Raw genomic sequence first — 26,502 nt, forward strand, 5'->3', positions numbered from 1 at the left:
GGTCAGCCTGGGACGGGCTGGCACCGCGGACAAAAGTAGATGTCGCGTTCCTCGTCTCCGTTGGGTTTCCCCAGCAGCCCGCGGCGGATGGGTGTCCCGCACTTCAGGCAGGCCCGGTGTTCGCGGCCGTATACCCAGTAGCCGGGCCGGCCGGCCATTCGGCCAACAGGCATCCCGCGGGCGTTGAGCACGGTGACGCGCCGGCCCGGCCCAAGATTCACTTCCAGAAGCTGCTTGGCGTCCGTCATGATGGTCCGCAGATCCGCAACGTCGGAGACCGGAACGGCCGGATGAACCCCTGACAGGAAGCACGCCTCGCACCGGTAGATGTTGCCGATGCCGGCCAGGTTCCGCTGGTCGAGCAGCGCCACGCCCACGGGAACGTCCGGGGCAGCGCGGATCCGGCGTTCAGCCTCATCGATATCCCAATCGGGTCCCAGCAGGTCCGGGCCCAGGAACCCGACCACTGCGTCCTCCTGGTCGGTAGCCACCACTTCCAGCAGGCCCAGGGAAAATCCGACGGCGTCCGCAGCCTCCGTCCGCAGCACGCACCGGGCCGTGTGGCCGGGTTTCCGCCACCGGCCGCCCGGCGGATAGACCTGCCAGGTCCCTTCCATCTTCAGGTGGGAGTGGATGGTGAGCCGCTTGCCGTCCGGGCCAGCGACGCGCATGAGCAGGTGCTTCCCGCGGGGCACCACCTCCGCCACGGTCCAGCCGGCGAGGTTCAACGTTGCGAACCGCGGCACCCGGAAGTCCGAGGCCAGGAGCGTCTGCCCGGCCAGGGCTTCGTGCAGCTGCCGGGCCGCACGCCAGACGGAATCGCCCTCAGGCACGGATCCTCAGCCCCTTCGGCGTGGAGTAGGCTCCGGCGGCGGTGAGCGCGGTAGCGACGGGGGTGTCCAGGATCCCGTGGCCGTTGACCTTCTCCATGATCAGCTTGTCCACTGCGCCCCGGGTCACGACTCCGGCCAGAGCCGACGCCGCGGCGGCCAGGACGGCGTCGTCATCGCTGAAGGCCAGGAGGGTCTTGCCGCCGCGTTCCACGTACAGCACCAGGGCACCGTCCACCAGGACAACCAGGGCCCCTGCCTTCCGTCCGGGCCGGTGCCCGCTGCCGGCGTCATCGTGCGACGCAGGCCAGGGAAGCGCGGCGCCGTAAGGGTTGGCGGGGTCCGTTGCGGCCAGCGCCAGCGCAACCGGTTCCGCCTTGGCCAGCTGGGTATCTTCAGAATAGGAACGCAACCGGTCCACGGTGGCGGGCACGGCGAACTGTGCGGCCCCCAGATGTTCGATGAAGTAGCCGCGGCGGCACCGCCCGGCCTCCTCGAGCCGTGCCAGGACCTTGTACATCAGGCCGAAACCGCCCAGGATTTGCTCCGCCATAACGGAGCCCCGGGTGACCACGCCATAGCGGTCCAGCAGCAGTTCCGCCGTGCCGCGCGCATGGAGCGTGGCGTCCAGTTCCGGCTGCGGCAGCGCTGACCAGCGGCCGGCAGCCATCGGCGGCACGGCGCCCGCGCCGCCCAGCCGGGAGGAGCCCAGCCCTGAAGAACCCGCCCCCGCAGTACCCAAGCCCGATGAACCCACCCCGGAACCACCGCCCAGCCCCGGGGACCCGAACAGCCCTGAGCCGTGCGAACGGCCCAGCCTGCTGAGCCGCGGCGCCCTGGCCCGCGGCGCACGGGCCACCTGCCGGTGCGCCGTGTGCCCGCCGGCGATCAGTGCCCGGACCGGCGCAAACGTATCGCCGGTGATCCGGCCGGCCCACGCAAGATCCCACAGTGCGGAGACGACTTCCTGGTCGCCCAGCACCGCGTCCATCCCGCCCGCCACGTCGGTCAGCTGGCGGAAAAAGTACCCGCCGCCGTTGCCCCGCAGGTGGTCCAGGATCCGCTGCTGGGTGTCGCCGGGTTCGTACTCGGGTGACGGGTTCAGGGTCAGTTCGGCGGAATCCGCGAGGTGAAGGCTGATCCAGCCGTCGTTCCCGGGCAGCGGGCCTGCCCCCGACCACACCACCTCGCCGGCGGCCATGAGCTCATCGAGCATGGCCGGCTGGTAGTTGGACACGCGGCTGGCCAGCACGAGCGGCTCCCACGCGGAGGCGGGGATGGGCACGCCGGAGAGCTGGTCGACGGCGGTGACGATCCCGTCCAGCCCCCGCAGCGACGGCTGGCCGCGCCCGCCTCCGGGCGTCCGGACGTGCTGCCAGGCGGGCAGGAACCGGCCGTACGCGGCGGCATCCACCGGTTCCACTTCGGCGCGGAGTGCGGCAAGCGAACGACGCCGGAGCTTGCGCAGGACGTCCGCATCGCACCATTCGCTGCCGGCGGGGCGGGTTGTCTGCTGCGGTGCTGCTTCCTGGGGGCCAGCTTTCCGTGATTCAGCGTCAGGGAGTGCGCTTTCGGGCGGCGTGACGTGGGGGCGGAACTCGCCCTCCACCACGCGGCCGTCCGCCGCGAGGCGTTTGAGCGCAGTTTCGACGACGGCCACGCCCAGTCCCAGCCGGTCCGCTGCTTCCGTGGCCGTGAAGGGTCCGTGCGTCCGGGCGTAACGGGACACGAGGTCGCCGAGCGGATCGGCCACCGGCTCGATGAACGCCAGCGGAACACCCATCGGCAACGGCACGCCAATGGCATCTCGCAGTCTCGCGGCATCCTCCACAGCGGCGAACCGCTCCACCCCGCCGATCGTCACCCGGATGGCCCGGTTGGCGCGCTGGAGCGCCACCAGGTGTGCGGTGGCCTCGGCCGCTGAGGCGCTCGGGGCGCTCGGAACGGCAGGTTCAACCGCCGCGCCGTCAGGATCGGAGTCAACCGCTTCGACGTCGGCGACCTCCGCCACCTCCGGCCCGTCAGCTCCCTGCAGCCGCTCCGCCGTTTCTTCCGGCGTCAGCGGTCCCAGCAGCCGCAGCAGGTCCGCCACCCCTTCCATGCCCCGGGCCCGGCGGTCCGGAACCAGCCGCTGCAGCTCGCGTTCGGTCGCCTCGATGACCTTCTCGTCCAGCAGCTCCCGCAGCTCCACCCGGCCCAGCAGCTCATTAAGCAGCGTCGAGTCCAGGGCCAGGGCGGCGGCACGGCGCTCGGCGAGCGGGGAGTCGCCCTCATAAAGGAACTGCGCCACGTACCCGAACAGCAGGGACTTAGCGAACGGCGATGGCTGCTGCGTGGTGGTCTCCAGGATCCGTAGCTCCCGGCGCTCCACCGACGCCGCGATGTCCTTCAGAGCCGGGAGGTCGTACACGTCCTGCAGGCATTCGCGCACAGTCTCCAGCACGATCGGGAACGTGGGGTATTTACGCGCCACATCCAGCAGCTGCGCGGACCGCTGGCGCTGCTGCCACAGGGGCTGCCGCTTTCCCGGGGTCTGCCGGGGCAGCAGCAGTGCCCGGGCGGCGCATTCGCGGAACCGGGAGGCGAACAGCGCGCTGCCGCCCACCTCCGCCGTGACGATTTGCTCCAGCTCCTCGGGGTCGAACAGGAACAGCTCCGCGCCGGGCGGTTCGTCCTCCATCATGGGAACGCGCAGCACGATACCGTCGTCCGCGGCCATGGCCGAGCCGTCCAGCCCGTACCGCTGGTGCAGCCGCTGCCCCACAGCCAGGGCCCACGGTGCATGAACAGGCATGCCGAACGGGCTGTGCAGGATCACGCGCCAGTCGCCCAGCTCGTCATGGAACCGCTCCACCACCAGCGTGGTGTCGCTGGGTACCACCTCGGTGGCCTGTTTCTGCTCGGTGAGGTACTGAAGAAGGTTGTTCGCGGCGAAGTCATCCAGCCCGCTGGCCTTGCAGCGTTCGGCGGCAGGGCCGGCGTCGGATGCTGAAAGTTCCCGGACGAACGCGCCCAGGGCGCGCCCCAGGTCCACCGGGCGGCCCAGCGAATCGCCCTTCCAGAACGGCAGCTTGCCGGGTTGGCCAAAGGCGGGGGAGACCAGGACGCGGTCGTGCGTGATGTCCTCGATCTTCCAACTGGTGGCGCCAAGGGCAAACACATCGCCCACGCGGGATTCGTAGACCATCTCCTCGTCCAGCTCGCCCACGCGCCGCCCGCCCTTGGCCGCGCGCGCGGGCTTACCGTCCTCCGCAGGGGCGCCAGAGCCCTCCACTTCGGTGCCGATGATGTACACCCCAAAGAGGCCGCGGTCCGGGATGGTCCCGCCGGAGGTGACGGCCAGCCGCTGCGCGCCGGGCCGGCCCTCGATGGTGCCTGCGTTGCGGTCCCAGATGATCCTGGGCCGGAGTTCGGCGAATTCGTCGGACGGGTACCGCCCCGCCAGCAGATCCAGCGTGGCCTCGAACGCGGACCGGGGGAGCGAGGCGAACGGGGCCGAGCGGCGCACCGTGCTGAACCATTCCTCCACGTCGATACTGCCCAGCGCGGTGGCAGCCACGGTCTGCTGGGCCAGGATGTCCAGGGGGTTGGCCGGGATGCTGAGCTGCTCGATCTTCCCGTCCAGCATCCGCTCCACGGTGATGGCAGTGTGCACCAGGTCCGCGCGGTGCTTGGGGAACAGCACGCCCTGCGACACTTCGCCCACCTGGTGGCCGGCACGCCCGACCCGCTGCAGTCCGCTGGCCACCGACGGCGGCGATTCCACCTGCACCACCAGGTCCACCGCGCCCATGTCGATGCCCAGCTCCAGGGACGAGGTGGCCACCACGCAACGCAGCCGCCCGGACTTGAGGTCATCCTCGATGAGCGCGCGCTGGTCCTTGGACACCGAACCGTGGTGGGCACGGGCCAGCACCGGGTCCGCCCCGGCGGAGCTTCCGGCCTGGGCCATCATGTGCGCGGGCGTCGCGGTTGAGGCAGGAACGCCCGACGGCGTCGCCTCCGGCGGCGCGTCCCCCCAGGCCGCGGCCGTCCCCGGCGCAGCTGCATCAGCCCCCAGCGCAGGGGCGTCCCAGCCGCCGCCCGCGGCCACGAGCTGGCGTTCGGCGTAGATCTCGTTTAACCGCGCGGTGAGCCGTTCGGACAGCCGGCGGGAGTTGGCAAAGACAATCGTGGACTGGTTGGCCAGGACCAGGTCCACGATCTTCTCCTCCACATGCGGCCAGATGGACGCCTGCGGCTGCAGTCCGGAGGCCGGACCGGAATCGAACGCACCCGCCGCACCCTGCAGGTCCGTCATGTCCTCCACCGGCACGGACACCGTCAGGTCCCAGTTCTTCCGGGCCGGCGGCGCCACGATTTCCACCGGGGCGGACCCGGCCAGGAACTGCGCCACCAGGTCCCGGGGCTCCACGGTGGCCGAGAGTCCGATCCGTTGCGCCGGCTTGGGCAGCAGCGCGTCCAGCCGTTCGAGCGACACGGCAAGGTGCGCGCCGCGCTTGGTGCCGGCCACGGCGTGGACTTCGTCGATGATCACGGTGTCCACTTCGGTGAGGGTGTCCCGTGCCCGCGAGGTGAGCATGAGGAACAGCGACTCGGGCGTGGTGATCAGAATGTCCGGCGGGTTGCTCAACAGCGCCCGCCGGTCCGCCGTCGTGGTGTCCCCGGACCGCACCCCGACGCTGATGAGCGGTGCCGGCAGGTCCAACCGCTTGGCCGTCTGGGTGATGCCGATCAGCGGGGCGCGGAGGTTCCGTTCCACGTCCACGCCCAGGGCCTTCAGCGGGGAGATGTAAAGGACGCGGGTCTTCCGCTTGGGCGCACGGGTGCGTTTGCCTTTCGGCGCTTCCGCCGGGACGGGTGCGGGCGGAGCGGAGCTGATCAGCCGGTCCAGCGCCCACAGGAACGCGGCCAGCGTCTTGCCCGATCCCGTGGGGGCAACCACCAGGGCATGCGAGCCGGAGGAGATGGCGTTCCACGCCCCGGCCTGGGCGGGCGTAGGCTCATGGAACGCGCCCAGGAACCACTCCCTGGTGGGGCGGCTGAACTGACCCATGGGAGCTTCAGCGCCGGGAGCGGGCGGCTGTTCCGGGTTCATGCCTCCATCATGCCCCACCCCGCTGACAGGATCCGTGGGGCCCGCGACGCCGGCGTCCCGTAGCCGCAGCCGTCAACCCTTGTCGGCCCTTGGCAGGTTCCGGGTGGCGGGTCCTTCGAGGAGCGTGCCGTCGCTGCTGAAGCGGGAGCCATGCAGCGGGCAGTCCCAGGTTTTTTCGCTGTCGTTCCAGTGCACGATCCCGCCCAGGTGCGTGCACACGGCGGAGAGCTTGCAGGTGGTCCCGTCAACGGTGGAGACGGCCACGGGACGTCCGGTGCCGCCGTCGACCGTTCCCGTCCCCTCGGCAGGGACAGCCGGTGCTGCCGCTGCGGGCGTATCCTTGCGCAGCTTCCGGCCGGCGACCTTGCCCCAGTCGGTGGCCAGCCGGGCGGCCACGCCCGCGTTCAGGCCGAGGGCGGATAGCGCCCCGGACGGCGAGGTGATCCGGTGGTGGATGGTGTCGGCCCACGGGACCTGGCCGCCCAGGATGTCCGCCGAGATCCCCAGCGCAGCGGCCACGGCGTTGGTCATCCCCCACTTGTTGTAGCCGGTGCCGAAGTACACATGGCCGCGGCCGCGGGGGAGTTTGCCGAAGAACGGCATGAGGTTAGTGGGCTGGTAGTCCTGCGCCGACCAGGTGTGCGTGGGTACCGCCCCGGGATAGTGCTGGCCGGCCCACGCGAGGAGGCCCTCCAGGTGCGCCTTTTCGGACGGTGTCCGGCCTACCGGATGCCCATGCCCGCCCACCAAAAGGAGGCGCCCGGCGTCGGACTCGTAGTCCCGGAGCGAATGGGTGGGCTGCTCCACGGAAATGTACATCCCGGGAGGCGGCTCCTGGCCCTCGGCCAGCTGCAGTGCCGCGGCGTAGGAGCGGTGCGGCTTCAGCTTGGCGAAGTACAGGCCGCGGTCCAGCACGGGGGTGCCGGTGGCCAGCACCACCTGGTCCGCGGTGATGCTGCCCTGGTCCGTTTCCACCGTGCAGGGCCTGTCGCCCGTGACATCCCGCAGTCGGACGCCCGTGGCGATCGAGCCGCCGCGGCTGCGGAGGTCCGCCATCAGCGCATCCAGGACCTCCATAGGGTGGATCTGCGCCTGTGCGGCCAGGCGTGCGGCGCCGTGGACCGGGAAGGGGAGGCCGGCGTCACGCACGTACTCGACGTCCAGGCCTGCGGTGGTTGCTGCGCTGACTTCTTCGCGGAGCTTCTCCGTGGCAGCGGGCGTGGTGGCGTAGGTGTAGGCGTCGCGGCGCTGGAACGGAACGTTCTGCTCCTCCAGGTACCGCAGCAGCCACGCCTGGCCTTCGCGGTTGGCATCCACGTAGGCCTGGACCTGGTGCCGGGGGTACTGCCGCGCCAGCTGCGCCAGGACCGTGCCCTGCAGCAGGGTCACCTTGGCCGTGGTGTTTCCGGTGGTGACCGCGCCGGGATGCCTCGCTTCCACCACCAGCACGTCCTGCCCCGACCGCGCCAGCAGGAGCGCTGCGACCAGGCCGGTGAGGCCGGCTCCGGCCACCACGGTGTGGTAGCGGGACCCCGGCTTAAACGGATCGGAAACGAACGTATCGGGACGGTCCAACCAAAGAGATGTCATGTCAGCTGCCTGCCTCCGTGGTGAAGGCCCTGGCCGGGGCCGGTTTTGTAATGGGTCCGTTATGGATCCATCCTTATCCGCGCGGGACTTACTAAGTATACTTATGGTGTCCGGGTTTAAGTCTATGGCCAGGCCCAGCCCGGCGGGCATCTTGTGTACGTTTCGACAGACACTAGGAGAAGTCATGACCAGCATCAGCCCGGACGGCCGCACCGCAGGCCGGACCACCATCCAAAAAACAGCGCTCGCCGTGGGGGCGGTTTTCCTCCTGGTGGGCGTCCTGGGGTTCATCCCGGGAATTACCACGAACTACAGCGCACTCGGTTTCGCCGGGCACGGCTCTGAAGCCCTGCTGCTGGGCATTTTCCAGGTTTCCGTGCTGCATAACATCGTCCACTTGCTCTTCGGTGCTGCCGGTATAGCCATGGCCCGCACTGCCGCCCAGTCCCGGAACTACCTGGTGGTGGGCGGCGCCATCTACCTGGTCCTGTGGCTCTACGGGCTGTTGATCGGGCAGGACACCGCCGCCAACTTTGTCCCCGTCAACACCGCCGACAACTGGCTGCACTTCGTCCTGGGGGTCGCCATGGTCGGACTGGGCCTTGCCCTGTCCCGAGGCACGGCCCACACCCGCCGCACCACCACGGCACACTAAGCCACGGCACACTAAGGCAGGCGCAACAGCAAGGGCGGCCCGGCAATTGCCGGGCCGCCCCTGTGCTGGGTGTACCTGTGCGGTAAGCGGGTGGTGCGGGCAAACGCTGGAGCTGCGTGTCAGCTCGGCTGGAATGCCCCTACGCTCAGGAGCGTGATGTCGGCGTTGGTGCAGGCCGTGGTGGGCTTTGCCAGGAACAGGGAAGCCTTGTCCTCCGGCGGGTAGATTCGATAGCCGGCGGCGTCCGCCACCTTGCATTCCATGTAGTTCTTGGCCTGCGTGTAGCGGAGCACTGCGGTGCCGCTCTTGCCCGGGGCCAGGACCACGTCCACGGCGGGCGCGGTGTTGTCCCGGGTGGCAGGCGCGCCGATGGGGGCGCCGGTGGCGTTGGCCACGAGGGACACTCCGGGGTAGCCGCGCAGCAGGCAGGGTTCGGTGCCCTTGTTGGTGAGCATCAGTTTCATGTATACGCTGCCGGCCGCGCCGCCGCCGGTGGCGTCCGTAGCGGCGGAGAGTCCGGCAGCCTTGCACAGGGCAGGCGAACCGGCAGCGGACGACGACGGAGCCGCCGTTGCGTCCGGAGTGGCGCTGCCGCTGGGGCTGGCTGGGTCCGTGGCGGTTGGGGCGGGACTGGCCGAGTCGGTGCCCGGGCTGGTGGTGGGCTGCTGCTGCGGCTGGCTGGGGCCGCACCCGGCCAGCACCAAAGCCGCCGCTGCAGCCGCGGTCGCCATGACTAAACGGGATGAATTTCGCTGAGACCTCATGCCACCACCTTTGCGTCAGCCGTTGCCCGCGTCAACGATGCCGCGTGGCGGAGGCCCATTTGATGGCCGGATCGTGATGAAGCGGGCCCGCCCGGACCTCCGCCAGCGGTCAGCAATCCCGGTTACTTATCCGCAGGGCGGTTTCGGGTGCGCAGCAGCGCCGCACCGCCCAGCGCGAGCCCTCCCGCGCCTGCGGCGAGTCCCGCCCAGCTGCGCGCGGACGCGCCGCTGTCCGCCGCCGTCGTCCGCTGCTCTTCCGGTGCCGCCCCGTGCCCAACGGAAGAGTCCCCGCCGTGCGCTCCGGAAGACTCTGCAGCCGTCAGCGTGAAGGCTGGCGCCGGAGCGTTGAGCGAGTGGGGATCCTCGCCGTCCCTGGCGATCTGCGCCCAGTCGGTCTGGCCTGTTTCGCAGGTCTGCAGCGTCGGGAAATACAGTGTGGCGCCGGCCTTCTCCGGGAGTTTGACGGACAGCACCAACGCGTCACGGAGCTCGTGCGGCAGCGGCACCTTGGCCGTGTAGACGATCCGGCTGGTGCGCTGCGTAATGGAGGATCCGTCCGGGAGCTTGCGCGGTTCGGCCAGCTTTTCGGTCACCTTTTCGACGGTCCAGTTGGGGTTGACGGTGGGCTGGGCGTCGTTCAGCTCCTGCGGCAGCGTGATGGCCACCTTGGTGGTGCCGGCTTCCTCGCAGCCGTGCGGGATGCCGAACGTGAGCAGGGCATATTGGCCGGCGTCGGTGGTGTCCGGCGTGACGCCGACGTGCGCCGACGCGCCGCCGGCCATGGACAGGAGGAGTGCCGCGGCGCCTCCCGTGGCAGCGGTGGCGGCGACGAAACGGCGGATTGAAGGGGTGTGCATGGTTGCCTTTCGGGCGCGCGCCATTGCCAGGCGCGCAAGAAAATGGGTGGTCCCGGGCCGGCTGGAGCGGCGCGGGCTAAACGGAAAGCACGGCGGCGGAAGGCGGGCCGCGCCGGCTGTCCTGCCGAAGGTTCCGCCAGGGGCGCAGGGGCGCCGGGGCGGAGGGAACGGCTCCGGGAGCCATGGGGACAGCGTGTACGACGGCGGCCCGGGGCAGTTCCGTGAGCGGCTTCAGCCAAGCGGCGAGGTGCCAGAGGGCGTTCTCACCTTGGGCGAGCAGGAGGGCGCAGCCGAGGGTGGCAAGGGCGTGGGCCGCCAGCATGAACGGTGCTGCGGCGGGATCGGCCGGGCTCACGTGGGTGGCCACGTGCCCGGCGGCGTGGGCCAGGACCTCGAGCGGAGCTGCATCGTGGGCGTGAGCGCCTGCGATGCGGCCCGCTGCGGGCGACACCGTGGACGACACTGTGGACGACACCGCGGGCGCGCTGCTGGCCGTGCTGAGGAGCGTCAGCGCTTCGTGGAGTGCCAGCTGCCCGCCGCCCAGGAGGGCCGTGATGGCAGGCAGGCCCAGGCGCAGTCGGGTGGCGGCCGTGCACACCAGGACGGTCAGGGCCAGCAGTGCCAGCACGGTGCCGGGAGCGGGAAGCGACCCGCCGGCCGCCAGGTGCGCCCCGGCTGCGAGCGTGAGTGTGCCGGTGGCCAGTGCCGCGGCGCGGAACGCATGGAAGGGAATCCGCGGCGGCTTAGGCACGGCTGCTCCTTCCACGGGGCGTTGGGGTCTGCCCTGAATTCTACCGGGGACGGGCAGGGGTTACCGGTGCCCTGCCGGGCAGGCCCGCGGTGAGCTCGGCCAGGACGTCCGCCGCGTTCCGGTGCCGGAGCAGCGGTGCCGCCTGCCCGGCCCACAGGGACATCAGGTTTGTGTTGCCCTGCGCGGCGGCCTCGGCCCGGAACCGTCCGGTGAGCCAGTTCTGCACGGGGAAGGGCGCGATTTGATCTTCCGCGACGCTGCGGGTCGCCGTGTTGGGAATGCCGCGCGCCAGGCGTCCGCTCATGGCGCGGGTCAGGACTGTCTGCGCGGCGGCCGGGCTGTGCAGCAGGTCGCGGTAGGCGGGAACGGCGGCTGACTCCGCGGTGGACAGGAAAGCGGTACCCACCTGCACGCCGTCGGCCCCGAGCGCAAGGGCGGCGGCCACACCCCGGCGGTCCGCGACACCCCCGGCGGCGATCACCGGGATGCGGACGGCGTCCGCCACCTGCGGTACGAGCGCGAACGTGCCCACCAGCGACTCCTCCGCAGGCGCCAGGAACGAGACGCGGTGCCCGCCGGATTCCGCCCCGCTTGCCACCACGGCATCCACGCCGCCGGCCTCCAGCGCTACCGCCTCCGCCACTGTGGTGGCGGTGCCAAGCACCTTGGTGCCCTGCCGGTGTGCGGCCTCCACCACCTCGGGGGAGGGGACGCCAAAAACAAAGCTGACGACGGCGGGACGGGCTTCCAGCGCGGCCTCCACCTGCCCGGCGTAGTCGGCCATCAAGCGGTCGGGCAGCTGCGGCAGCGGGAGGCCGAGTTCGTCGAAGAAAGGCTTGAGGGCGATGGCGTAGCGGTCGAAGTCGGCCTGGGGCAGGGATGTGGTTTCGGTGCCGGTTGGTACCCAGAGGTTTAGGGCGAACGGCCGGCTGGTGGCCGCGTGCAGTTCGGCGGCCGTGCGCCGGATGGCCTCCCCGTCGTAGCCGTACAGGCCAAACGAACCCAGCCCGCCGCCGTCGCTCACGGCAGCGGTGAGCCCCACGGAAGAAACGCCGCCGAAAGGTCCCAGCACCACCGGAATGTCAATGCCGAGGAGGCCGGCGAGCCGGTTCGGGCGGGCTGCGGAAAGGGGCTCGGCAGTCATGGGTGCTCCTGTGTCGGCGTCGGCGTTAGACTGCCACCGTAACTGTCAGGCGATCGCAAGGAGAAGTTCATGAACTACGCCGGAAGCCAGTCAGAACGGGCCGTGGCCGCCGGGGAGCTGGACCGCAGCCATATCGGCCAGACGGTCAGTTTCCAGGCCAACGAGTTCACCGTTGTCTTTGGCCGGATCGCCGGCATCGCGCGAACGGAAGCCATGGTGTACCTGTCTCTGGACGGGGTAGCCGGCGGTACGCACCTGAAGGATGAATACGATTTGCCGGTGGGCCAGGACGTGTACCTGCAGGTGGACGTGATCACCAATGCCGAATCAACTATCAAGGACCTGTTCGGCAAGGTCCAGGAAAACCTGCGCGGTGCAACCCACAAGCCCGGGGACCGTCCGGAGGGGTCTCCTTCTTAACATTTCCCTCCGTGGGTGAGGCACCTCGAGGCCTTGCCATAAGGGGTCCGGAAGTGTGACTGGACAAAAGGGTTGTTGAACAATATCTTGCGCAGATTGTTCAACAACCTGTATCGTCTCTCAAGGACGATCATTGTGACACCAGTCACCCAAAGTAACGGACGGACCCATGGCAGATACCGGCACAAAACTGAACCTGAGCTCCTCAGCCCGGCGGACGGCTCTTCTGGGGGCCATGTTCCTCATGGCCACCAGCGCCATCGGGCCGGGCTTCATCACGCAGACCACTGTCTTCACGGCTCAGATCGGCGCCGCTTTTGCGTTCGCGATCCTGGCCTCGATCCTCATCGACATCGCGGTCCAGATGAACGTCTGGCGCGTCATCGGCGTCACCGGACTCCGGGCACAGGAGCTCGGCAATAAGGTGATTCCCGGCGTCGGCTGGTTCCTGGCCGGCCTGGTGTTCCTGGGCGGCGTGGTCTTCAACATCGGCAACATCGCCGGTACCGGCCTGGGTGCCAACGCCATGCTGGGTGTTGACCCCAAAGTTGGCGGCATTGCCTCCGCTGTGGTGGCCATCCTCATCTTCCTCAGCAAGAAGGCCGGTATGGCACTGGACCGCATCGTGGTGATGCTCGGTGCAGTCATGATTCTGCTGATGATCTACGTAGCCATCGTTGCTGCTCCTCCGGTAGGCGAGGCACTGAAGAACACCTTCCTCCCCGAGACCGTCGACTTCCTGATCATCACCACCCTGGTGGGCGGCACCGTGGGTGGCTATATCACCTACGCCGGCGCGCACCGCATGCTGGACTCCGGCGCAACGGGCATCGAGCACGTCAAGGAAATCACCCGCAGCTCCGTGCTGGGCATCATCGTCACCGGCATCATGCGCGTCCTGCTGTTCCTGGCGATCCTGGGCGTCGTTGCGGGCGGAACGGTTCTCTCCAGCAACAACATGGCGGCTGAAGCCTTCGGCGCGGCCGCCGGCGAAATCGGCATCCGCCTCTTCGGCATCGTCCTCTGGGCCGCAGCCGTCACCTCGGTCATCGGCGCCGCGTTCACGTCGGTCTCCTTCATCACGTCCTCCAGGACCCCGGAGCGCAAACGCAACCTCATCACCGTGGCGTTCATCGCCGGCTGCGCCATCGTCTACATGTTCCTGGGCCAGGCCCCGCAGCAGCTGCTGATCTTCGCCGGTGCGTTCAACGGACTGATCCTGCCGGTCGGGTTCGGTGTCCTCCTCTGGGTGGCCTGGCGCCGCCGCGACCTGATGCACGGCTACGCCTACCCGAAGTGGCTGCTCATCGTCGGCGTCGTTACCTGGCTGCTGACCCTGTTCCTGGGCTGGAACTCCGTGATGGGCCTCGCGAAGCTGTGGGCATGACGCACCGCGCAACAGCACAGCCCGCCGCGGCGCGCGAAGCGTTCCGCGGCGGGCTGGTTGAGCCCACCGCAGGCTGGTCCCGGGGGTTTGCACAGGCGAACGTCCTGTCATTGCCGCGGGAGAATGCTTTCGATTTCCTGCTGTTCGCCCAGCGGAACCCCAAGCCCTGCCCCATCCTGGGCGTACTCGAGCCCGGGCAGGCTACCGGGCCGCTGCTGGCCGGAGGGGACATCCGCACGGACGTGCCCAAGTACACGGTGTACCGGGACGGCGAGAAGGTGGACGAGCCCACGGACATCCGGGACTACTGGCGCGACGACCTGGTCACTTTCCTGATTGGCTGCTCTTTCACCTTTGAGGCCGCCCTGCAGGACGGCGGGATCTCCATCGCCCACATCGACCAGGGCGTCAACGTCCCCATGTACCGCACCAACCGGGAATGCGCTGCCGCCGGCTCAATGTCCGGGCCCATGGTGGTCTCAATGCGGCCGATTCCCGCCGCCCAGGTGGCGGACGCAGTCCGGATCACCTCCCGGTATCCGGCCGTCCACGGCGCGCCGGTGCACGTGGGGAATCCGGAAGAGCTGGGTATCAGTGACCTGTCCCGCCCCGACTTTGGCGACGCCGTTCAGGTTCCCGCCGGACATATCCCCGTGTTCTGGGCGTGCGGTGTGACGCCCCAGGCCGCTGTCATGCAGTCGCGGCCGCCGCTGGCCATCGGTCACGCCCCGGGGCACATGCTCATCACGGACGCCCGGGACAGCGAGTACCTCATCCCCTGAGGGCGCGCGGACCGGCGTCGGTGCTGCATAATCGGGGCTGTGACTATCGCTTCCCTGATTGCCTTCGCGGGGCTGTGCCTCGTTCTGTCCCTGACGCCGGGTCCGGACACGTTCCTGGTGCTCCGCATCGCGTTGAACCGGCCCAGTGCGGGCGTGGCGGCGGCGGCGGGTTCCGCGGGCGCCGCCATAGTGTGGGCCGCCCTGGTGGGAGTGGGCTTGGCCGCGCTGCTGGAACAGTCCGCGGAACTCTTCCGCTGGCTCAAGATCGCGGGCGGGCTCTACCTGCTGTACCTCGGGATTTCCTCGTTCATGAGGTCCCGCCGGGCCGCCAAGAGCGGACTGGCCGGCGGGGGCGGGGACACCCCGCTTCCCTACAGCAGGCTGTCGGCGCTCGGCGCAGGCGCACTGTCTACGCTGCTGAACCCCAAGGTGGGCCTGTTCTACCTCGCCGTGGTGCCGCAATTCATCCCGCACGGCGGTGACACGATGGGCACGTCCCTGGTCCTCGGCGTCGTCGTGGCGCTGATTGCCTTCGCCTACCTGTCGGTGGTCGCCGTGGTGGCGTTCAAGGCGATGCGCTGGCTGAAGCGGCCCAAGGTCAACACTGTCATCGAGCGCACGAGCAGCGGAATCATCGCCGCGCTGGGCCTTGGCGTGGTGGCTTCAGGCGCGACCAGTTAATCTGTACCCCTGCGATCCTCTCTCATGTGCGAGAGCGTTTGGGATTTTCGTGCGTCAGGTGAGAGAGGGTTGGAGGTGTCCCAGCAGCTCGGCCTCGGCTGCGTCCAGGTACTCACGGAGCTCCTGCGCTGCCTTCTCGTTCTCGCCCGCCCGCAGTCTCTTGACCAGCTGGACGTTGCGGTCCACGTAATGGCTGTGGAAGTCCGGGGCGGAGGACATGGCATAGAAGACCAGGCGCATCTCGGCCAGCACCCGGTCCATCAGGGTCTGTAGCGTGTGGCTTCCGGTCAGCCCCACAACTTCCCGGTGGAAAGCCTGGTTGGCATCGGCCATATCCGTCACGGACCCCGCGTCGCGTGCGGCCTGCGCGCGCTGCACCACGGCCTCCATGGCGTCCAGAGTTTCCGGGGACGGCGAACTCCACAGCACCGCCGCAGGCTCGATCGCGCGGCGGACGCGGTAGATTTCGCGGACTTCCTCTATCCCGGGGGAGGAGACGAAGACGCCGCGGTTGGGGATGCGGCGCACGATCGATTCGCCGGCCAGCGTGGTGAAGGCCTGCCGCAGGGTGTTCCGGGACACGCCCAGGGCGGTGGAGAGCGCCTGTTCGGAGAGCTTGGACCCCGGTGTCAGTTCACCGGCCGCAATCCGGTTACGTAGCACGGATGCCACCCACGCCGTAGTGTGCGCGTGCTCGGCCATGCCGTCCAATTTGGTACCGTCCAACACTGTATCCATAGCCTTTCCCCCAACTTCCCCGGACCCTAAATCTTAACCGACCGTCCCCAGCACTTCGCCGCGCGCCACGGCAGCGCCGGGCTCCTGCGGTCCGCGGCTGAACGTGCCCGCCTCGCCGGCGGACACCACGGTTTCCATCTTCATCGCCTCGAGCACCGCAACCGGCTGCCCGGCGCCTACCTCGGCGCCGTCGTCGGCCAGCCACTTCACCAGGTTGCCGCCCATCGGAGCCGTCACCGCGCCGTCAGCAGCAGCCGTCCCGGGAGCAGCGGAATGGTCGACGGCGGCGCCCCCGCCGTGCATGAGCGCGTTGAAGACGTTCGCGGGGAGACCCAGCTGCACGGCCTTTCCGTCCAGCTCCACCGTGAGCGTTTCGCGCTTGGCCAGAGGTCCTTCGACTCCCGTCTCGAGGGCGGCGGCCAGGCGCGTGGCGAAGGCCGACTCGATCCACGTGGTGTACACGCCCAGCCGGTCCGCGGCGGTGAAATCGCCGTCCCGGACCACGGCCCGGTGGAAGGGGACCACCGTGGGGACGCCTTCGATGCGGAGCTCGTCCAGTGCTGCCCGTGCCCGGCGCAGGGCCTGGGCGCGGTCCGCGCCGTGGACGATCAGCTTGGCCATCAGGGAGTCGTACTCGGACGGGATCACGGAGCCGGATCGGACGCCCGAATCAACGCGGATGCCGGCGCCGGTGGGGGCTTCGAACACGTCCACCGGGCCGGGGGAGGGCAGGAAGCCGCGGCCGGCGTCCTCGGCGTTGAGGCGGAACTCGAAGGCGTGGCCCACGGGCGCCGGATCCTCCGTGACGGACACGGGGAGGCCCGCGGCGATCCGGAACTGCTCACGGACCAGGTCGATCCCGGAGGTTTCCTCCGTGACCGGGTGCTCCACCTGCAGCCGGGTGTTGACCTCAAGGAACGAGATCACGCCGTCCGGCGCCACCAGGTACTCCACAGTCCCGGCGCCGGTGTAGCCGGCTTCCCGGCAGATGGCCCGGGCGGACTCGTGGATGCGGCTGCGCTGCTCGTCCGTCAGGAATGGTGCGGGTGCCTCTTCAACCAGCTTCTGGTTGCGGCGCTGCAGCGAGCAGTCGCGCGTGCCCACCACCACGACGTTTCCGTGGGTGTCCGCGAGGACCTGTGCCTCGACGTGCCGGGGCTTGTCCAGGAACCGTTCCACGAAGCACTCGCCGCGGCCGAACGCCACGGTGGCCTCACGGACGGCAGAATCGAACGCGTCCTCGATGTCGTCGAGCCGGTAGGCGATCTTCAAGCCACGGCCGCCGCCGCCGAAGGCCGCCTTGATGGCCACCGGCACGCCGAATTCTTCGGCGAACGCGCGCACCTCGGAGGCGTCCGCCACGGGACCGTCGGAGCCCGGGACCAGCGGCGCGCCGGCGCGGACCGCGATTTCGCGGGCGGTGACCTTGTTGCCCAGGCTTCGGATGGCTTCCGGTGACGGGCCCACCCAGGTCAGTCCGGCGTCGAGCACTGCCTGCGCAAAGTCCGCGTTCTCCGAGAGGAAACCGTAGCCGGGGTGGACGGCGTCGGCGCCGGCGCGGGCGGCGACGGCCAGCAGCTTTTCGATGTTCAGGTACGTGTCGGAGCTGGCCGAGCCGTCCAGCGCGTGGGCCTCGTCGCTGAGGCGCACGTGCAGCGCGTCGGCGTCGGGGTCCGAGTAGACAGCCACGGAAGCCAGCTCTGCGTCGGCGCAGGCGCGGGCGATCCGGACAGCAATTTCACCGCGGTTGGCGATCAGCACTTTTTTCATGGGGGCTTCTTTCACAGGCTCGGAGCGGAGGTCAGGGGCTGCAGCGTTTCGGGGTCGACGGCAACAAACCGGAGCGGAGTGCCGGGCGGAAGCTGCGCCGCTGCGGGCAGGTCCTCCGGAATGACGGCACCGATCACCGGGTAGCCGCCGGTCACCGGATGGTCGGCAAGGAACAGGACGGGAAGGCCCGACGGCGGCACCTGCAGTGAGCCGGCCACCACGCCTTCGCTGGGCAGTTCCTCGGTCCGGGACCGTTCCAGCGCGGCTCCCGTTCCAGTGGTGCCGAGGCGGACGCCGATCCGGTTGGACTCCGGGGTCACGGACCAGGTCTGGGCGGTGAGGGCTTCGCGTGATTCCGGGGTGAACCAGTCGTCGCGGGGGCCGGTGGTGATCCGCAGGACCACGGGCTGGTCGGTGCCCGCGGCGAGGTCGGCCGGAAGCGTGGACGGCTCGGGGTCGCCCACGATCCGGCCGCGGTCCACCTCTCCCACGGGCAGCACGGTTCCATCGGCCAGGGGCTCCGGGCCGATGCCGGACATGAGGTCCGTGGACCGGCTGCCCAGGGCTGCGGGGACGTTGATCCCGCCGCGGACTGCCAGGTAGGTGCGCAGGCCGGCGGTAGGCCGGTCCAGGCGCAGGAACTCGCCGTCGTGCAGGGCGAACGGTGCGTACATCGGGACGGGGCGGGTGCCGTGCTTGCTCTCGATCTCCGCCGGGGCCGGTGCGCCGCTCAGGGCTGCAGTCAGCTCGCCGCGCGCCCTGACGGTAAGCCCGCCGAAGACGTTTTCAATCACCGCGTCGCCGGGCGGGTTCCCGGCCAGTCGGTTGGCCTGCCGGGCGCTGGCGGTGTCTGCGGCGCCGGCGGCGGAGACGCCCAGGTCGCGGTAGCCGGCCCTGCCCAAGTCCTGGATGAGGGACTGGGGGCCGGGAATGACCACTTCGAGGGCTGGGCCGGCGTGCTCTTCCGGCTCGTCCGGGGACTGCACGTCTTTGGCCGGTTCGGCGAGTTCCACGAGTTCGCGGACGGCCACGTACTGGACGGTGCGGCCAGGCCGGACCAGCGCAGGCTGGTCGCGATCCAGGTCCCACATCCGGGCGGCGGTGCGGCCGATCAGCTGCCAGCCCCCGGGGGAGCTGCGCGGATAGACCGCGGAGAAGTTTCCGGCCAGGGCCACGGATCCTGCGGGCACGGACGTCCGCGGGCTGCTGCGGCGCGGGACGTTCAGGGACTCGTTCTCGCCCACCAGGTAGGCGAAGCCCGGGGCGAAGCCGCCGAATGCGGCGGTCCACAGCTGCCCCGTGTGGGCAGCCACGACGCCGTCGGCGCCCAGGCCGGTAATGCGGCCCACCTCGGCGAGGTCCTCGCCGTCGTACACCACCTCGATCCGCACCGGATCGGCGGAGGAGGCCCCATCGGTGGAGGGGCCGCTGTCCAAAAGCGCGACGGCGGCGCGCGCCGCCTGCGCGTTGGCACGGGAATCGAACACGGCCAGGACGGTCCGCGCGGCTGCGAGGACGTCCACCTGGCCGGCCGGCGGGTGTTCCAGCAGCTGCGCATGGAGGGCCAGCACGTGTTCCAGGGAGTCGAGCTCGATGAGCAGTGCGCGGGGTCCGGCCCAGCGGATGTCCGGGGAACTCACACGAAGCTCCGGATGGTGACGCCGGCGGCCTCGAGTTCGCGCCGGACGGCGGCGGACATGGAGACCGCGCCGGCGGTGTCGCCGTGCAGGCAAATGCTTTCGGCGGAGGTGCGGATCACGGAGCCATCGCTGGCCACGATGGTGCCCTCCGTGGCCAGGCGGACCATGTTGGCGGCAACAGCGTCTTCGTCGTGGAGGACGGCGCCCGGTTCCCTGCGGGACACCAGGGTGCCGTCAGGGTTGTAGGCGCGGTCCGCGAAGGCCTCCGCCACGCCGCGCAGCCCGGCTTCCTCCGCGGCGGTGAGGGCGACGGAGCCCGGGAGGAGCAGGAGGGGCAGGTCCCCGCCGAAGGCCTTGACGGCGTCGACCACGGCCCGGGCGTGCACCTGGTGGGTGACGATGGTGTTGTAGAGCGCGCCGTGCGGCTTGACGTAGCGGATCTGTCCGCCGGCTGCCCGGGCCAGGGCATCCAGGGCACCGAGCTGGTAGAGGACGTCGTCGGCGAGTTCGGTGGGGGAGCAGTCCAGGAAGCGGCGGCCGAAGCCGGCGAGGTCCCGGTAGCCCACGTGGGCTCCAATGGTGATGCCGGCCGCTACGGCGTCGCGGCAGGTCTGGGCGATGGTGGAGGGATCCCCGGCGTGGAAGCCGCAGGCCACGTTGGCGCTCGAGACCGAACGGAACATGGCGGCGTCGTCGCCCATCGTCCAGTTGCCGAACGATTCCCCGACGTCGCTGTTGAGGTCAATGAAGGCCATGGTGATTCCCGTCTCCTTTTAAGTGGTCTCCCTAGGATGCACGAGAATCTCAGATTGTTCAACAATTTCTCCTGGCACCTCCCATCCCCACCCCTCCGCGAGATGGCACTTCGCAGCAGTGTTTATCCCCAATCCTGCTGTTAAATGCCATCTCGCGGGGCGCCAGGCGTTGCCGGTGAAGGGCCGCTCTGCCATTCTGTGGGTACGGGGAGAGTCCGGTATCCAGCGACAGGACAGGACCATGCCTCTTTATCTCTCAAAGTTCAGCTACACACCGGAGACGTGGTCGCGGCTCATCGACCACCCGGAGGACAGACGGAAGGCAGCGCAGGCCTATATCGAGTCGGTAGGCGGGAAGCTCCACGGATTCTGGTACGGCTTTGGCGCCCATGACGGCTACAACCTGTGGGAGGCGCCCGACAACGTCTCCATGGCCGCCGTCGCTCTGGCGATCAGCGGGGGAGGTGCCTTAAGCTCTTTCGACACCACCGTGCTGCTGACCGTCGAGGAGACGATGGAGGCGCTTCGGACGGCCGGCGGCATCAAATACCGGCCGCCGGGTTCGGCGTAAGGGTGGATGGACTGCACCCGGTCCGGGACTAAAAGACGGACCAGCCTGTCTGTTCGCAGAGGTCGGCCAGGGCTGCCGTGCCCGCCAGCGAATTGCCCTTGGCATCGAGGCGGGGGCTCCAGACGCAAATGGTGCAGACGCCGGGTACCACCACCAGGATCCCGCCGCCCACGCCGCTCTTGCCTGGCAGGCCCACGCGGTAGGCAAATTCACCGGCGGCGTCGTACATTCCACACGTCAGCATGATGGAGCCGATCCTCTTGGCCTGGCTGCGGGACAATACCGCCCCTCGGCTGCCCTGGCCGTCCCGGGCCAGGAACAAGGCGGCCCTGGCAAGGTCGGAGCAGGTCATCATGATGGAGCACTGGCGTACGTAGTTTTCCACTACGGATTCGGCCGGCGCGGCGAGGTTGCCGAAGTCCTTGAGGAAATGGGCCAGGGCGAGGTTGCGGCTGCTGCGGGCGAGCTCACCCGCGGCAGCCGCCTCGTCGATGTACGGTGTTCCGCTTCCGCTTCCGCTCCCGGGCTCTGCGGCTCCCGCCTGTTCGGTGAGGAACCGCAGGACCTGCGCTGCGGCATCAGACGTTACCTGCATCAGGTGGTCAGTCACGACCAGAGCGCCCGCATTGATAAACGGGTTCCGGGGAATGCCCAGTTCCGCCTCCAGCTGCACCAACGAGTTGAAGGACGTGCCGGACGGTTCTCGAAGGACCCGCTGCCACAGCGCCTCCGGGTTGCCGCCCTGGAGGGCCAAGGCCAAGGTGAAAACCTTGGAGATGCTTTGGATGGAGAAGGCCACGCCGGCGTCCCCGGAGCTGAACACATCGCCGGAGGTGGTGGCCACGGCGATTCCGAACCTGTCGTAGGGGATGGTGGACAGGAAGGGGATGTTCGCGGGGGTGTGGCCGCCTTCCTGGCGCGGCCTGTGCGTGCGGACGATGTCATCGAGCAAGGGGCCAAGGGGCGGGGCGTCGAGTGTGGTGGTCATGGGTTGCCTTCGTTCTTAGGGTGCTTTGCGGCCCATTCCTCCAAATGGAGCAGGGTAACCAGGGCATCACGCGGGTTGCCGAAGTCCAGTCCGGTGGAACGGGCGGCCTTGCTGACGCGGTAGTACACGGTGTTTTTATGGAGGGCCAGCCGGCGTGCAGCTTCTGCCACGTCCAGGCACGCATCAAAGTAGGACTGCAAAGTCACTGCCAGTTCACGGTCGGTGGCCAGCAGCGCCGCAAGCTTGCGGTGGCGGAAAGGCGAGGACCTGAAGTTTGCCGCCGCCTCGCGGAAAAGGACTTCTCCTTCGAACCCGTCCAGCGTGGCCACCCTGGTGTGCTCGGCGGGACCCGCGCAGGCCAGCAGGGCTTCGGCGGTCGACGTGACCGAGTGGAGGGCGGTCAGTTCGGGGACCAAGGGACTGATCGCGGCAAAGGGGTGAATGCCCAGGTGACGTCCCGCGTCCCTGATGATGGCTTCGGCCAGCGCGCGCAGCCCAGCCTCCGCACCGGCGGTTTGCAGGCCCGGGACGATCACGGCTGTCCCGCTCTTGTACTGGCCGACGACGGCGGAGGCCTTGTACGCGGCGGCGTGGATGGATGCGAGGTTGGCAAGTTCGCCGTGCTTGAGCGCTGCGTCGTCGGCCTGCGATTCAGGTCCCGGCAGGCCGAGCAGGAGGAGGGCAGCGGGTCGGTCCGCCGGAATCTTTTCGCTGCGGGCGCTCGCAGCGGCCTCGGCCGGACCCGAGAGCAGCCGTGCGATGCGGTCCTCCTGCATATGCACCGACTGCTGGTTGCGGTAACGGATCAGCTCGGCGGAGGCCCTGGCGGCGGCGCCGCTGAGCACGTACCCGATATCCGGTCCGAACCCTTCGCCGGTTTCCTGCAGCCAGATGTAGCCCATGATGCGTTCACCCGCGAACAGCGCCACGGCCATACGTTCGCGGAGCCCGTCCTGTGGCCGTGCCGGAACCCGAACCGGCCCCCGGGCACGGTGAAGTTCCCGGTAGGCGCCGAGGTCCTTGAGCAGCAGTTCGTACTTGCGCGGACCCCGCCGGGCCAGGATGGAGGCTTTGCGGAGCTCGTCGATGTCGTTCGTGACGGTGGAATAGGCCAGGACTTTGTTGGCGGCGTCCTCGATGACCACGTGGCTGGAGGTGAGCCGGGCGGTAGTCTGCGCAATGGCGAACAGGTCCTCCTCAAGGAGGGTCAGGACTTCGCTCTGGTAGCTGCGGGGCTGGATCCTGTCCTTGGCGATCGACAGCAGCCGGTCCCAGTCCGCGCCGGGATCCACCAGGAGCAGACCGGTCCCGGCAGCCCGAAGCAGTTCTTCGGCATCCACGAAATCCTCGCGGGCTCCCTTTACTGCCACTACCGGGGGCGGGCTGTGCAGGAGCCGCCGCAGGGCGGGCAGGGCTGCGCGGCCGCGTACTCCGATGAGCAGGACGAAGGTCGAGTCCGCATCCGTGGGCCCGTCGTCGGAGTCAAGTATCAGGAACCGGTCGATCGCCGACTCCGGCAGTGCCGGCCGCAGGGTCAGGCTGGCGAAACCCACCGGGAGGTCCGACAGGATATCGTCCACGGTCAGCGCGCCCATGAGCTCCCTTTTAGCGTCGATCAGCCGGACGCCTCTGTCCGGTCATTACATGGTATCGAGCTCACAGGGACTTAATTATGGAACCCGGCCCAATGGGGACGGCCGTTCTTTGGGCGGCGTTCCGAAGAGCCGGGGATTCCAGTGGTTGCCTAACATCGAAGGCGCAATTGGTGGCATCCAAAGACTGGGGACATCCCATGTCCTGTACCCTAGCGAAAGGGCGTTCACCGCCGAACGCGGTTACGAGGAGAATGATGTGGCAACAGCGCCGGCAGCGGTTTCGCCCGCCAGGTTTAGTGCACAAGTCCGGTCGCAGGCGCTCCAGACGCGGATCATGAACCTCATCCTGGAACGCGGCCTGGACGTCGGCGATGCTCTCCCCACGGAGAGTGAACTTTCCTCCGAGCTGGGCGTGGGCCGCAACACCGTCCGCGAGTCCCTGAAAGTCCTCCAGGCGCTCGGTGTGATTGAGATCCGCCACGGATTCGGCATGTTCGTCGCCCCCAACAACTTCAACGCCCTCGTCTCCGGCCTGACGTTCCGCGGCCGACTCTCCCTGCGCCACAAGGGCGAGGAAGCCATGGAACTCATCGACGTCCGGCAGGCCCTCGAATCGGGCCTCATCGGTTTGGCGATCGACCTCCTCACCGAAGAACACCTGTCGGACCTCAAAGAGACCATGGAGGCAATGCAGGCGGCCGCCACGCAGGGCGGGCTCCTGGCCGAGCACGACGCCGAATTCCACCGCCGCCTCTACGCTCCCCTTAACAACGAGGTGCTGATCAACCTTATGGACGTCTTTTGGAAGGTTCACCGCCAGATCGACGAGGCACTGGGCTCCGGCCCCGTGAACCTCGAGGAACAGGTGCAGACCCACCGGGACATCTACGAGGCGGTGTCCAACCGGGACAAGGAGCTCGCCTCAGAACGGCTGCAGCGCCACTTCGCCGGCATCCGCAGCAAACTCAAGGATGCTGCGGCACACTGATGGGGCTGTCTTAGCCGTGGAGCTTTCGGTAGGCCGCAGCCGCTGCGGGATGGAAAGGAAGCCCGGCTGTATTAATCAGGGTTTCCCTGCTGAGGAATTGGACGCCTTGGCTGGAGCCGGGAATGAGTTCCTGAGCATGGTTGACCAGCAGAGGAGAACGCTCACGGGTCGCGTACGACGCCAAATAGATCATTTTCGGGGTTAGTTGAAGAATTCGGCTCTGATCTTTTCAACTATGGAGTAACTGAAAAGATCGATGATGTCATATGGCTGAAGCGCCACAGCAGTCATCTGGCGGTAGCTTCGATCCCTGCACCGTGACGTTCCTAAGAATGCAGAAAACCCCCGGTTTCCCGGGGGTTTTCTTTGGCGGTGACGGTGGGATTTGAACCCACGTTGGCTTTTACACCAAACAACATTTCGAGTGTTGCACCTTCGGCCGCTCGGACACGTCACCAACCTGAATAGGGTACCGGAGCAGGGCGCTCATCCCCAAAACGAAGCCTGTTGAAGCGGCCCTATGAGATCAGCACTCATGCCGTCGAACTCCCGGAATAAATTGTCAGACCCTCGTTGGATGATGTGGGTATGGGTTTTGGTGGGGGTATCAGGGCGGCGGTGGAGGCTGTTGGGGGCTCCGCCGCGCGCCTGGATGCGCTGGCCCGGCAGGCCGCCGAACACGCGGAACCCGGTCCCGCTGGCCCTGATGACGCGGCTCCTTCTACCGGCGAAGCGAATACTGCCGGTGGGGTGCGGGATTGGTGGGCTGATCCGATGCGGGTTGAGGCCGACGCGCTCCTGGAGGTGATGGCCGAGGCGGCGCGGCTTGAGGCGAAGGCGGTGGCGTTGAAGGCCCGTGCTGCTGCCCGGTTCGCGGAGCTCGAAACGGCTCTCGCCCCGCCGGCGGTGAAGGCTGCCGGGATGCTCGAGGTGTCCATCCGGGCCGAGATCGGGTGTCTGCTGCGGATCAGTGACGGCGCCGCGGCCCTGTTTCTGGCCCAGGCCCGGGCGCTGTGCACGGATCTCCCGTTGGCGTTGGGTGCGCTGCAGGCGGGGGCGATCTCCTGGCGCCACGCGGTCATCGCGTGCGATGAAACCACCGGCCTCACCCCGGCCGGGACCACAGCCCTCGAAACCCACTTCCTCACCCCACAACCGTCGCTTCCCGACGAGGCCGCTGGCCCCGCTGAGGCCGCCGACGCCGATGATTCTGCTGATCCTGCCGGCCTTGATGTTGGTCATGGTGGGGTGTGGGGGTGTGTTGCGGGGGATTTGACGCCGGGGAGGTTCCGGTCCCGGGTGCGGGCCTGGCGTGAGCGCCATCATCCGGAGACGCTGGAGCAGCGGCATGTGAAGGGTGTCGCGGACCGCCGGGTCGAGTGTTCGCCGGACCGGGACGGGATGAGTTGGTTCAGCGCCTACCTGCCCGCGCACCAGGCCGAAGCGATCTGGAACCGGACCACCGCGATCGCCCGCGCCCTCCAAGGCCCCACCGAATCCCGGACCCTCACCCAGCTCCGCGCCGACATCTTCGCCACAGCCCTCCTCACCAACACCACCGAGGTCAAAACGGGGGCCGCCGCCTCAGCCAGGGGCCATGACGCCAAGACCGAGAATGATGCCGACGCCCGTGCTGCCGCTGATACCGGTACTGACCTAGCCGGGCCGGCCGGTGAGGGGGTGGCCGGTAACGGTGGGTTGGCGCGGGTGCCGGTGCCGCGGGCGCAGGTCCTGGTCACCGTGCCGGTGTTCGCACTGCTCGGGCTCACGGACGAACCGGCGGACCTGGACGGATACGGACCCGTCCCCGCCTCCATGGCAAGGGAAATCCTGGCCGACGGGGCGGACTCGTTCTACCGGGTCCTCATCGATCCCCGCGACGGGGCGCCATTGGAGATCGGCCGCAGCAGCTACCGCATCCCGCAGGCCATGCGGAACTGGCTCCGGCTCCGCGACACCAAATGCCCGTTCCCCGGCTGCACCAACCACTCCCTCGACAACGACGCCGACCACCTCACCGCCTGGCACCACGGCGGCACCACCGGCATCACCAACCTCGCCCAGCCCTGCCCCAAACACCACCGGCTCAAACACGCCAGCACCTGGACCCCCACCCCGGCGACCAAAACCACACCACCAGGCTGGACCTCACCGACCGGACGCCACTACAACAACGAACCCCACCCCTGGCACCGACCACACCTACCCACCAACCTGCCCACCACCGCGGTGCCCATCAACGCCGCACCAATCAACGCCGCACCCACCAGCACCGCGCCTGGCCCCACCATGCCCAGACGCATCACTGAATACGCGCCGGAAGAAGCACCGCATGCCCCAACCGGCCTGCACTTCATTGACACCCGAGACCTCCATCCGGCACACCCCGCCTGGGACACCTACCCCTACCCCGACACACTCCCGCCGGACCCGATGCCCGACGTCTGGGAATCATTCCTCGAAACCATCAACACCAACGGACTGCTGCCCACCTAAAA

General features: G+C 68.7%; 21 protein-coding genes, 1 tRNA gene and 1 pseudogene. 8 read left to right on the top strand and 15 right to left on the bottom strand.

Going from position 1 to position 26,502, the window contains the following annotated elements; all coding sequences use genetic code 11:
• Positions 1–2: 2 nt before the first annotated feature.
• The 3 genes from ACFWIX_RS13630 to ACFWIX_RS13640 all read right to left on the bottom strand — a co-directional run bounded on the left by ACFWIX_RS13630 (position 3) and on the right by ACFWIX_RS13640 (position 7,518).
• Positions 3–833: an Fpg/Nei family DNA glycosylase gene (locus ACFWIX_RS13630; RefSeq protein WP_377216671.1), complete on the bottom strand. Its 831-nt coding sequence runs from the start codon at positions 831–833 to the stop codon at positions 3–5.
• Positions 826–5,928 carry a DNA glycosylase AlkZ-like family protein gene (locus ACFWIX_RS13635; RefSeq protein ID WP_377216672.1) on the bottom strand — a complete coding sequence of 1,701 codons (5,103 nt, stop codon included), beginning with the start codon at positions 5,926–5,928 and terminating at the stop codon, positions 826–828. The genes ACFWIX_RS13630 and ACFWIX_RS13635 overlap by 8 nt, the downstream gene beginning before the upstream one ends.
• A 72-nt stretch (positions 5,929–6,000) precedes the next feature.
• Positions 6,001–7,518, bottom strand: coding sequence for an FAD-dependent oxidoreductase (locus ACFWIX_RS13640; RefSeq protein WP_377216673.1), 1,518 nt, complete (start codon positions 7,516–7,518; stop codon positions 6,001–6,003).
• Between the two features lie 184 nt (positions 7,519–7,702).
• Here ACFWIX_RS13640 and ACFWIX_RS13645 point away from each other — a divergent pair, with 184 nt between their 5' ends.
• The gene (locus ACFWIX_RS13645) at positions 7,703–8,173 is read left to right on the top strand and encodes a DUF4383 domain-containing protein (protein WP_377216674.1); all 471 of its coding nucleotides are present in this window, start codon (positions 7,703–7,705) and stop codon (positions 8,171–8,173) included.
• 119 nt (positions 8,174–8,292) lie between these two features.
• On the opposite strand, the gene ACFWIX_RS13650 is transcribed toward ACFWIX_RS13645, so the two are convergent.
• From ACFWIX_RS13650 to ACFWIX_RS13665, 4 genes are all read right to left on the bottom strand, one after another.
• Positions 8,293–8,904, bottom strand: a complete 612-nt coding sequence (locus ACFWIX_RS13650) for a DUF4232 domain-containing protein (RefSeq protein WP_377216675.1) — start codon at positions 8,902–8,904, stop codon at positions 8,293–8,295.
• Between the two features lie 155 nt (positions 8,905–9,059).
• Positions 9,060–9,794: a YcnI family protein gene (locus ACFWIX_RS13655; protein WP_377216676.1), complete on the bottom strand. Its 735-nt coding sequence runs from the start codon at positions 9,792–9,794 to the stop codon at positions 9,060–9,062.
• Positions 9,795–9,870: 76 nt separating this feature from the next.
• Positions 9,871–10,545, bottom strand: coding sequence for a hypothetical protein (locus tag ACFWIX_RS13660; protein ID WP_377216677.1), 675 nt, complete (start codon positions 10,543–10,545; stop codon positions 9,871–9,873).
• Between the two features lie 40 nt (positions 10,546–10,585).
• Complete coding sequence (locus ACFWIX_RS13665) at positions 10,586–11,689, bottom strand: NAD(P)H-dependent flavin oxidoreductase (protein WP_377216678.1); 1,104 nt, start codon at positions 11,687–11,689, stop codon at positions 10,586–10,588.
• 69 nt (positions 11,690–11,758) lie between these two features.
• On the opposite strand from ACFWIX_RS13665, the gene ACFWIX_RS13670 reads away from it, so the two are divergent.
• The 4 genes from ACFWIX_RS13670 to ACFWIX_RS13685 all read left to right on the top strand — a co-directional run bounded on the left by ACFWIX_RS13670 (position 11,759) and on the right by ACFWIX_RS13685 (position 14,959).
• A complete protein-coding gene (locus ACFWIX_RS13670) occupies positions 11,759–12,109 on the top strand; it encodes a hypothetical protein (RefSeq protein WP_377216679.1) in 351 nt (116 codons plus the stop codon).
• A 169-nt stretch (positions 12,110–12,278) separates the two neighbouring features.
• Positions 12,279–13,496 (top strand): NRAMP family divalent metal transporter, encoded by a 1,218-nt coding sequence (locus tag ACFWIX_RS13675; protein WP_377216680.1) that lies wholly within the window; start codon positions 12,279–12,281, stop codon positions 13,494–13,496.
• The gene (locus ACFWIX_RS13680; RefSeq protein ID WP_377216681.1) at positions 13,493–14,278 is read left to right on the top strand and encodes a putative hydro-lyase; all 786 of its coding nucleotides are present in this window, start codon (positions 13,493–13,495) and stop codon (positions 14,276–14,278) included. Before ACFWIX_RS13675 ends, ACFWIX_RS13680 begins: the two co-directional genes overlap by 4 nt.
• Before the next feature lie 39 nt (positions 14,279–14,317).
• The gene (locus tag ACFWIX_RS13685) at positions 14,318–14,959 is read left to right on the top strand and encodes a LysE family translocator (RefSeq protein ID WP_377216682.1); all 642 of its coding nucleotides are present in this window, start codon (positions 14,318–14,320) and stop codon (positions 14,957–14,959) included.
• Positions 14,960–15,013: 54 nt separating this feature from the next.
• Here ACFWIX_RS13685 and ACFWIX_RS13690 read toward each other — a convergent pair whose 3' ends face one another.
• Genes ACFWIX_RS13690 through ACFWIX_RS13705 form a run of 4 tightly spaced genes read right to left on the bottom strand, consistent with a single transcriptional unit; the run spans position 15,014 to position 19,862 of the window.
• On the bottom strand, positions 15,014–15,697 hold the full coding sequence (locus ACFWIX_RS13690; protein ID WP_377216683.1) for a GntR family transcriptional regulator: 684 nt from the start codon (positions 15,695–15,697) through the stop codon (positions 15,014–15,016).
• 33 nt (positions 15,698–15,730) lie between these two features.
• On the bottom strand, positions 15,731–17,467 hold the full coding sequence (locus ACFWIX_RS13695) for an acetyl/propionyl/methylcrotonyl-CoA carboxylase subunit alpha (RefSeq protein WP_377216684.1): 1,737 nt from the start codon (positions 17,465–17,467) through the stop codon (positions 15,731–15,733).
• An 11-nt stretch (positions 17,468–17,478) separates the two neighbouring features.
• Entirely contained in the window at positions 17,479–19,107 is a 1,629-nt protein-coding gene (locus ACFWIX_RS13700; RefSeq protein WP_377216685.1) for a 5-oxoprolinase/urea amidolyase family protein, read from the bottom strand.
• Positions 19,104–19,862 carry a LamB/YcsF family protein gene (locus ACFWIX_RS13705; protein WP_377216686.1) on the bottom strand — a complete coding sequence of 253 codons (759 nt, stop codon included), beginning with the start codon at positions 19,860–19,862 and terminating at the stop codon, positions 19,104–19,106. Before ACFWIX_RS13705 ends, ACFWIX_RS13700 begins: the two co-directional genes overlap by 4 nt.
• Before the next feature lie 241 nt (positions 19,863–20,103).
• On the opposite strand from ACFWIX_RS13705, the gene ACFWIX_RS13710 reads away from it, so the two are divergent.
• Positions 20,104–20,433, top strand: coding sequence for a GYD domain-containing protein (locus ACFWIX_RS13710; protein WP_377216687.1), 330 nt, complete (start codon positions 20,104–20,106; stop codon positions 20,431–20,433).
• Positions 20,434–20,461: 28 nt separating this feature from the next.
• On the opposite strand, the gene ACFWIX_RS13715 is transcribed toward ACFWIX_RS13710, so the two are convergent.
• Positions 20,462–21,421 (bottom strand): glutaminase, encoded by a 960-nt coding sequence (locus tag ACFWIX_RS13715; RefSeq protein WP_377216688.1) that lies wholly within the window; start codon positions 21,419–21,421, stop codon positions 20,462–20,464.
• On the bottom strand, positions 21,418–23,016 hold the full coding sequence (locus tag ACFWIX_RS13720; RefSeq protein WP_377216689.1) for a PucR family transcriptional regulator: 1,599 nt from the start codon (positions 23,014–23,016) through the stop codon (positions 21,418–21,420). The genes ACFWIX_RS13715 and ACFWIX_RS13720 overlap by 4 nt, the downstream gene beginning before the upstream one ends.
• Before the next feature lie 256 nt (positions 23,017–23,272).
• Between ACFWIX_RS13720 and ACFWIX_RS13725 the strand changes: the two genes are divergently transcribed.
• Complete coding sequence (locus ACFWIX_RS13725) at positions 23,273–24,004, top strand: FadR/GntR family transcriptional regulator (RefSeq protein WP_377216690.1); 732 nt, start codon at positions 23,273–23,275, stop codon at positions 24,002–24,004.
• Positions 24,005–24,014: 10 nt separating this feature from the next.
• Here the strand turns inward: ACFWIX_RS13725 and ACFWIX_RS13730 are convergent.
• Both ACFWIX_RS13730 and ACFWIX_RS13735 read right to left on the bottom strand, forming a co-directional pair.
• Positions 24,015–24,161, bottom strand: a pseudogene (locus ACFWIX_RS13730) (C4-dicarboxylate ABC transporter substrate-binding protein); the annotation flags it as partial.
• Between the two features lie 210 nt (positions 24,162–24,371).
• Positions 24,372–24,461 (bottom strand) — tRNA-Ser (locus ACFWIX_RS13735).
• A gap of 131 nt (positions 24,462–24,592) precedes the next feature.
• On the opposite strand from ACFWIX_RS13735, the gene ACFWIX_RS13740 reads away from it, so the two are divergent.
• Entirely contained in the window at positions 24,593–26,500 is a 1,908-nt protein-coding gene (locus ACFWIX_RS13740) for a DUF222 domain-containing protein (RefSeq protein ID WP_377216691.1), read from the top strand.
• The last annotated feature ends 2 nt before the right edge of the window (positions 26,501–26,502 follow it).

It is taken from the genome of Pseudarthrobacter sp. NPDC058362, assembly GCF_042723515.1.
GTDB lineage: Bacteria > Actinomycetota > Actinomycetes > Actinomycetales > Micrococcaceae > Arthrobacter.

Coding starts and splice junctions, on each gene's coding strand:
- ACFWIX_RS13635 (WP_377216672.1), bottom strand. CDS start 5,928: ATGAACCCGGAACAGCCGCCCGCTCCCGGCGCTGAAGCTCCCATGGGT.
- ACFWIX_RS13640 (WP_377216673.1), bottom strand. CDS start 7,518: ATGACATCTCTTTGGTTGGACCGTCCCGATACGTTCGTTTCCGATCCG.
- ACFWIX_RS13645 (WP_377216674.1), top strand. CDS start 7,703: ATGACCAGCATCAGCCCGGACGGCCGCACCGCAGGCCGGACCACCATC.
- ACFWIX_RS13650 (WP_377216675.1), bottom strand. CDS start 8,904: ATGGCGACCGCGGCTGCAGCGGCGGCTTTGGTGCTGGCCGGGTGCGGC.
- ACFWIX_RS13655 (WP_377216676.1), bottom strand. CDS start 9,794: ATGCACACCCCTTCAATCCGCCGTTTCGTCGCCGCCACCGCTGCCACG.
- ACFWIX_RS13665 (WP_377216678.1), bottom strand. CDS start 11,689: ATGACTGCCGAGCCCCTTTCCGCAGCCCGCCCGAACCGGCTCGCCGGC.
- ACFWIX_RS13670 (WP_377216679.1), top strand. CDS start 11,759: ATGAACTACGCCGGAAGCCAGTCAGAACGGGCCGTGGCCGCCGGGGAG.
- ACFWIX_RS13675 (WP_377216680.1), top strand. CDS start 12,279: ATGGCAGATACCGGCACAAAACTGAACCTGAGCTCCTCAGCCCGGCGG.
- ACFWIX_RS13680 (WP_377216681.1), top strand. CDS start 13,493: ATGACGCACCGCGCAACAGCACAGCCCGCCGCGGCGCGCGAAGCGTTC.
- ACFWIX_RS13690 (WP_377216683.1), bottom strand. CDS start 15,697: ATGGATACAGTGTTGGACGGTACCAAATTGGACGGCATGGCCGAGCAC.
- ACFWIX_RS13695 (WP_377216684.1), bottom strand. CDS start 17,467: ATGAAAAAAGTGCTGATCGCCAACCGCGGTGAAATTGCTGTCCGGATC.
- ACFWIX_RS13705 (WP_377216686.1), bottom strand. CDS start 19,862: ATGGCCTTCATTGACCTCAACAGCGACGTCGGGGAATCGTTCGGCAAC.
- ACFWIX_RS13710 (WP_377216687.1), top strand. CDS start 20,104: ATGCCTCTTTATCTCTCAAAGTTCAGCTACACACCGGAGACGTGGTCG.
- ACFWIX_RS13715 (WP_377216688.1), bottom strand. CDS start 21,421: ATGACCACCACACTCGACGCCCCGCCCCTTGGCCCCTTGCTCGATGAC.
- ACFWIX_RS13720 (WP_377216689.1), bottom strand. CDS start 23,016: ATGGGCGCGCTGACCGTGGACGATATCCTGTCGGACCTCCCGGTGGGT.
- ACFWIX_RS13740 (WP_377216691.1), top strand. CDS start 24,593: ATGGGTTTTGGTGGGGGTATCAGGGCGGCGGTGGAGGCTGTTGGGGGC.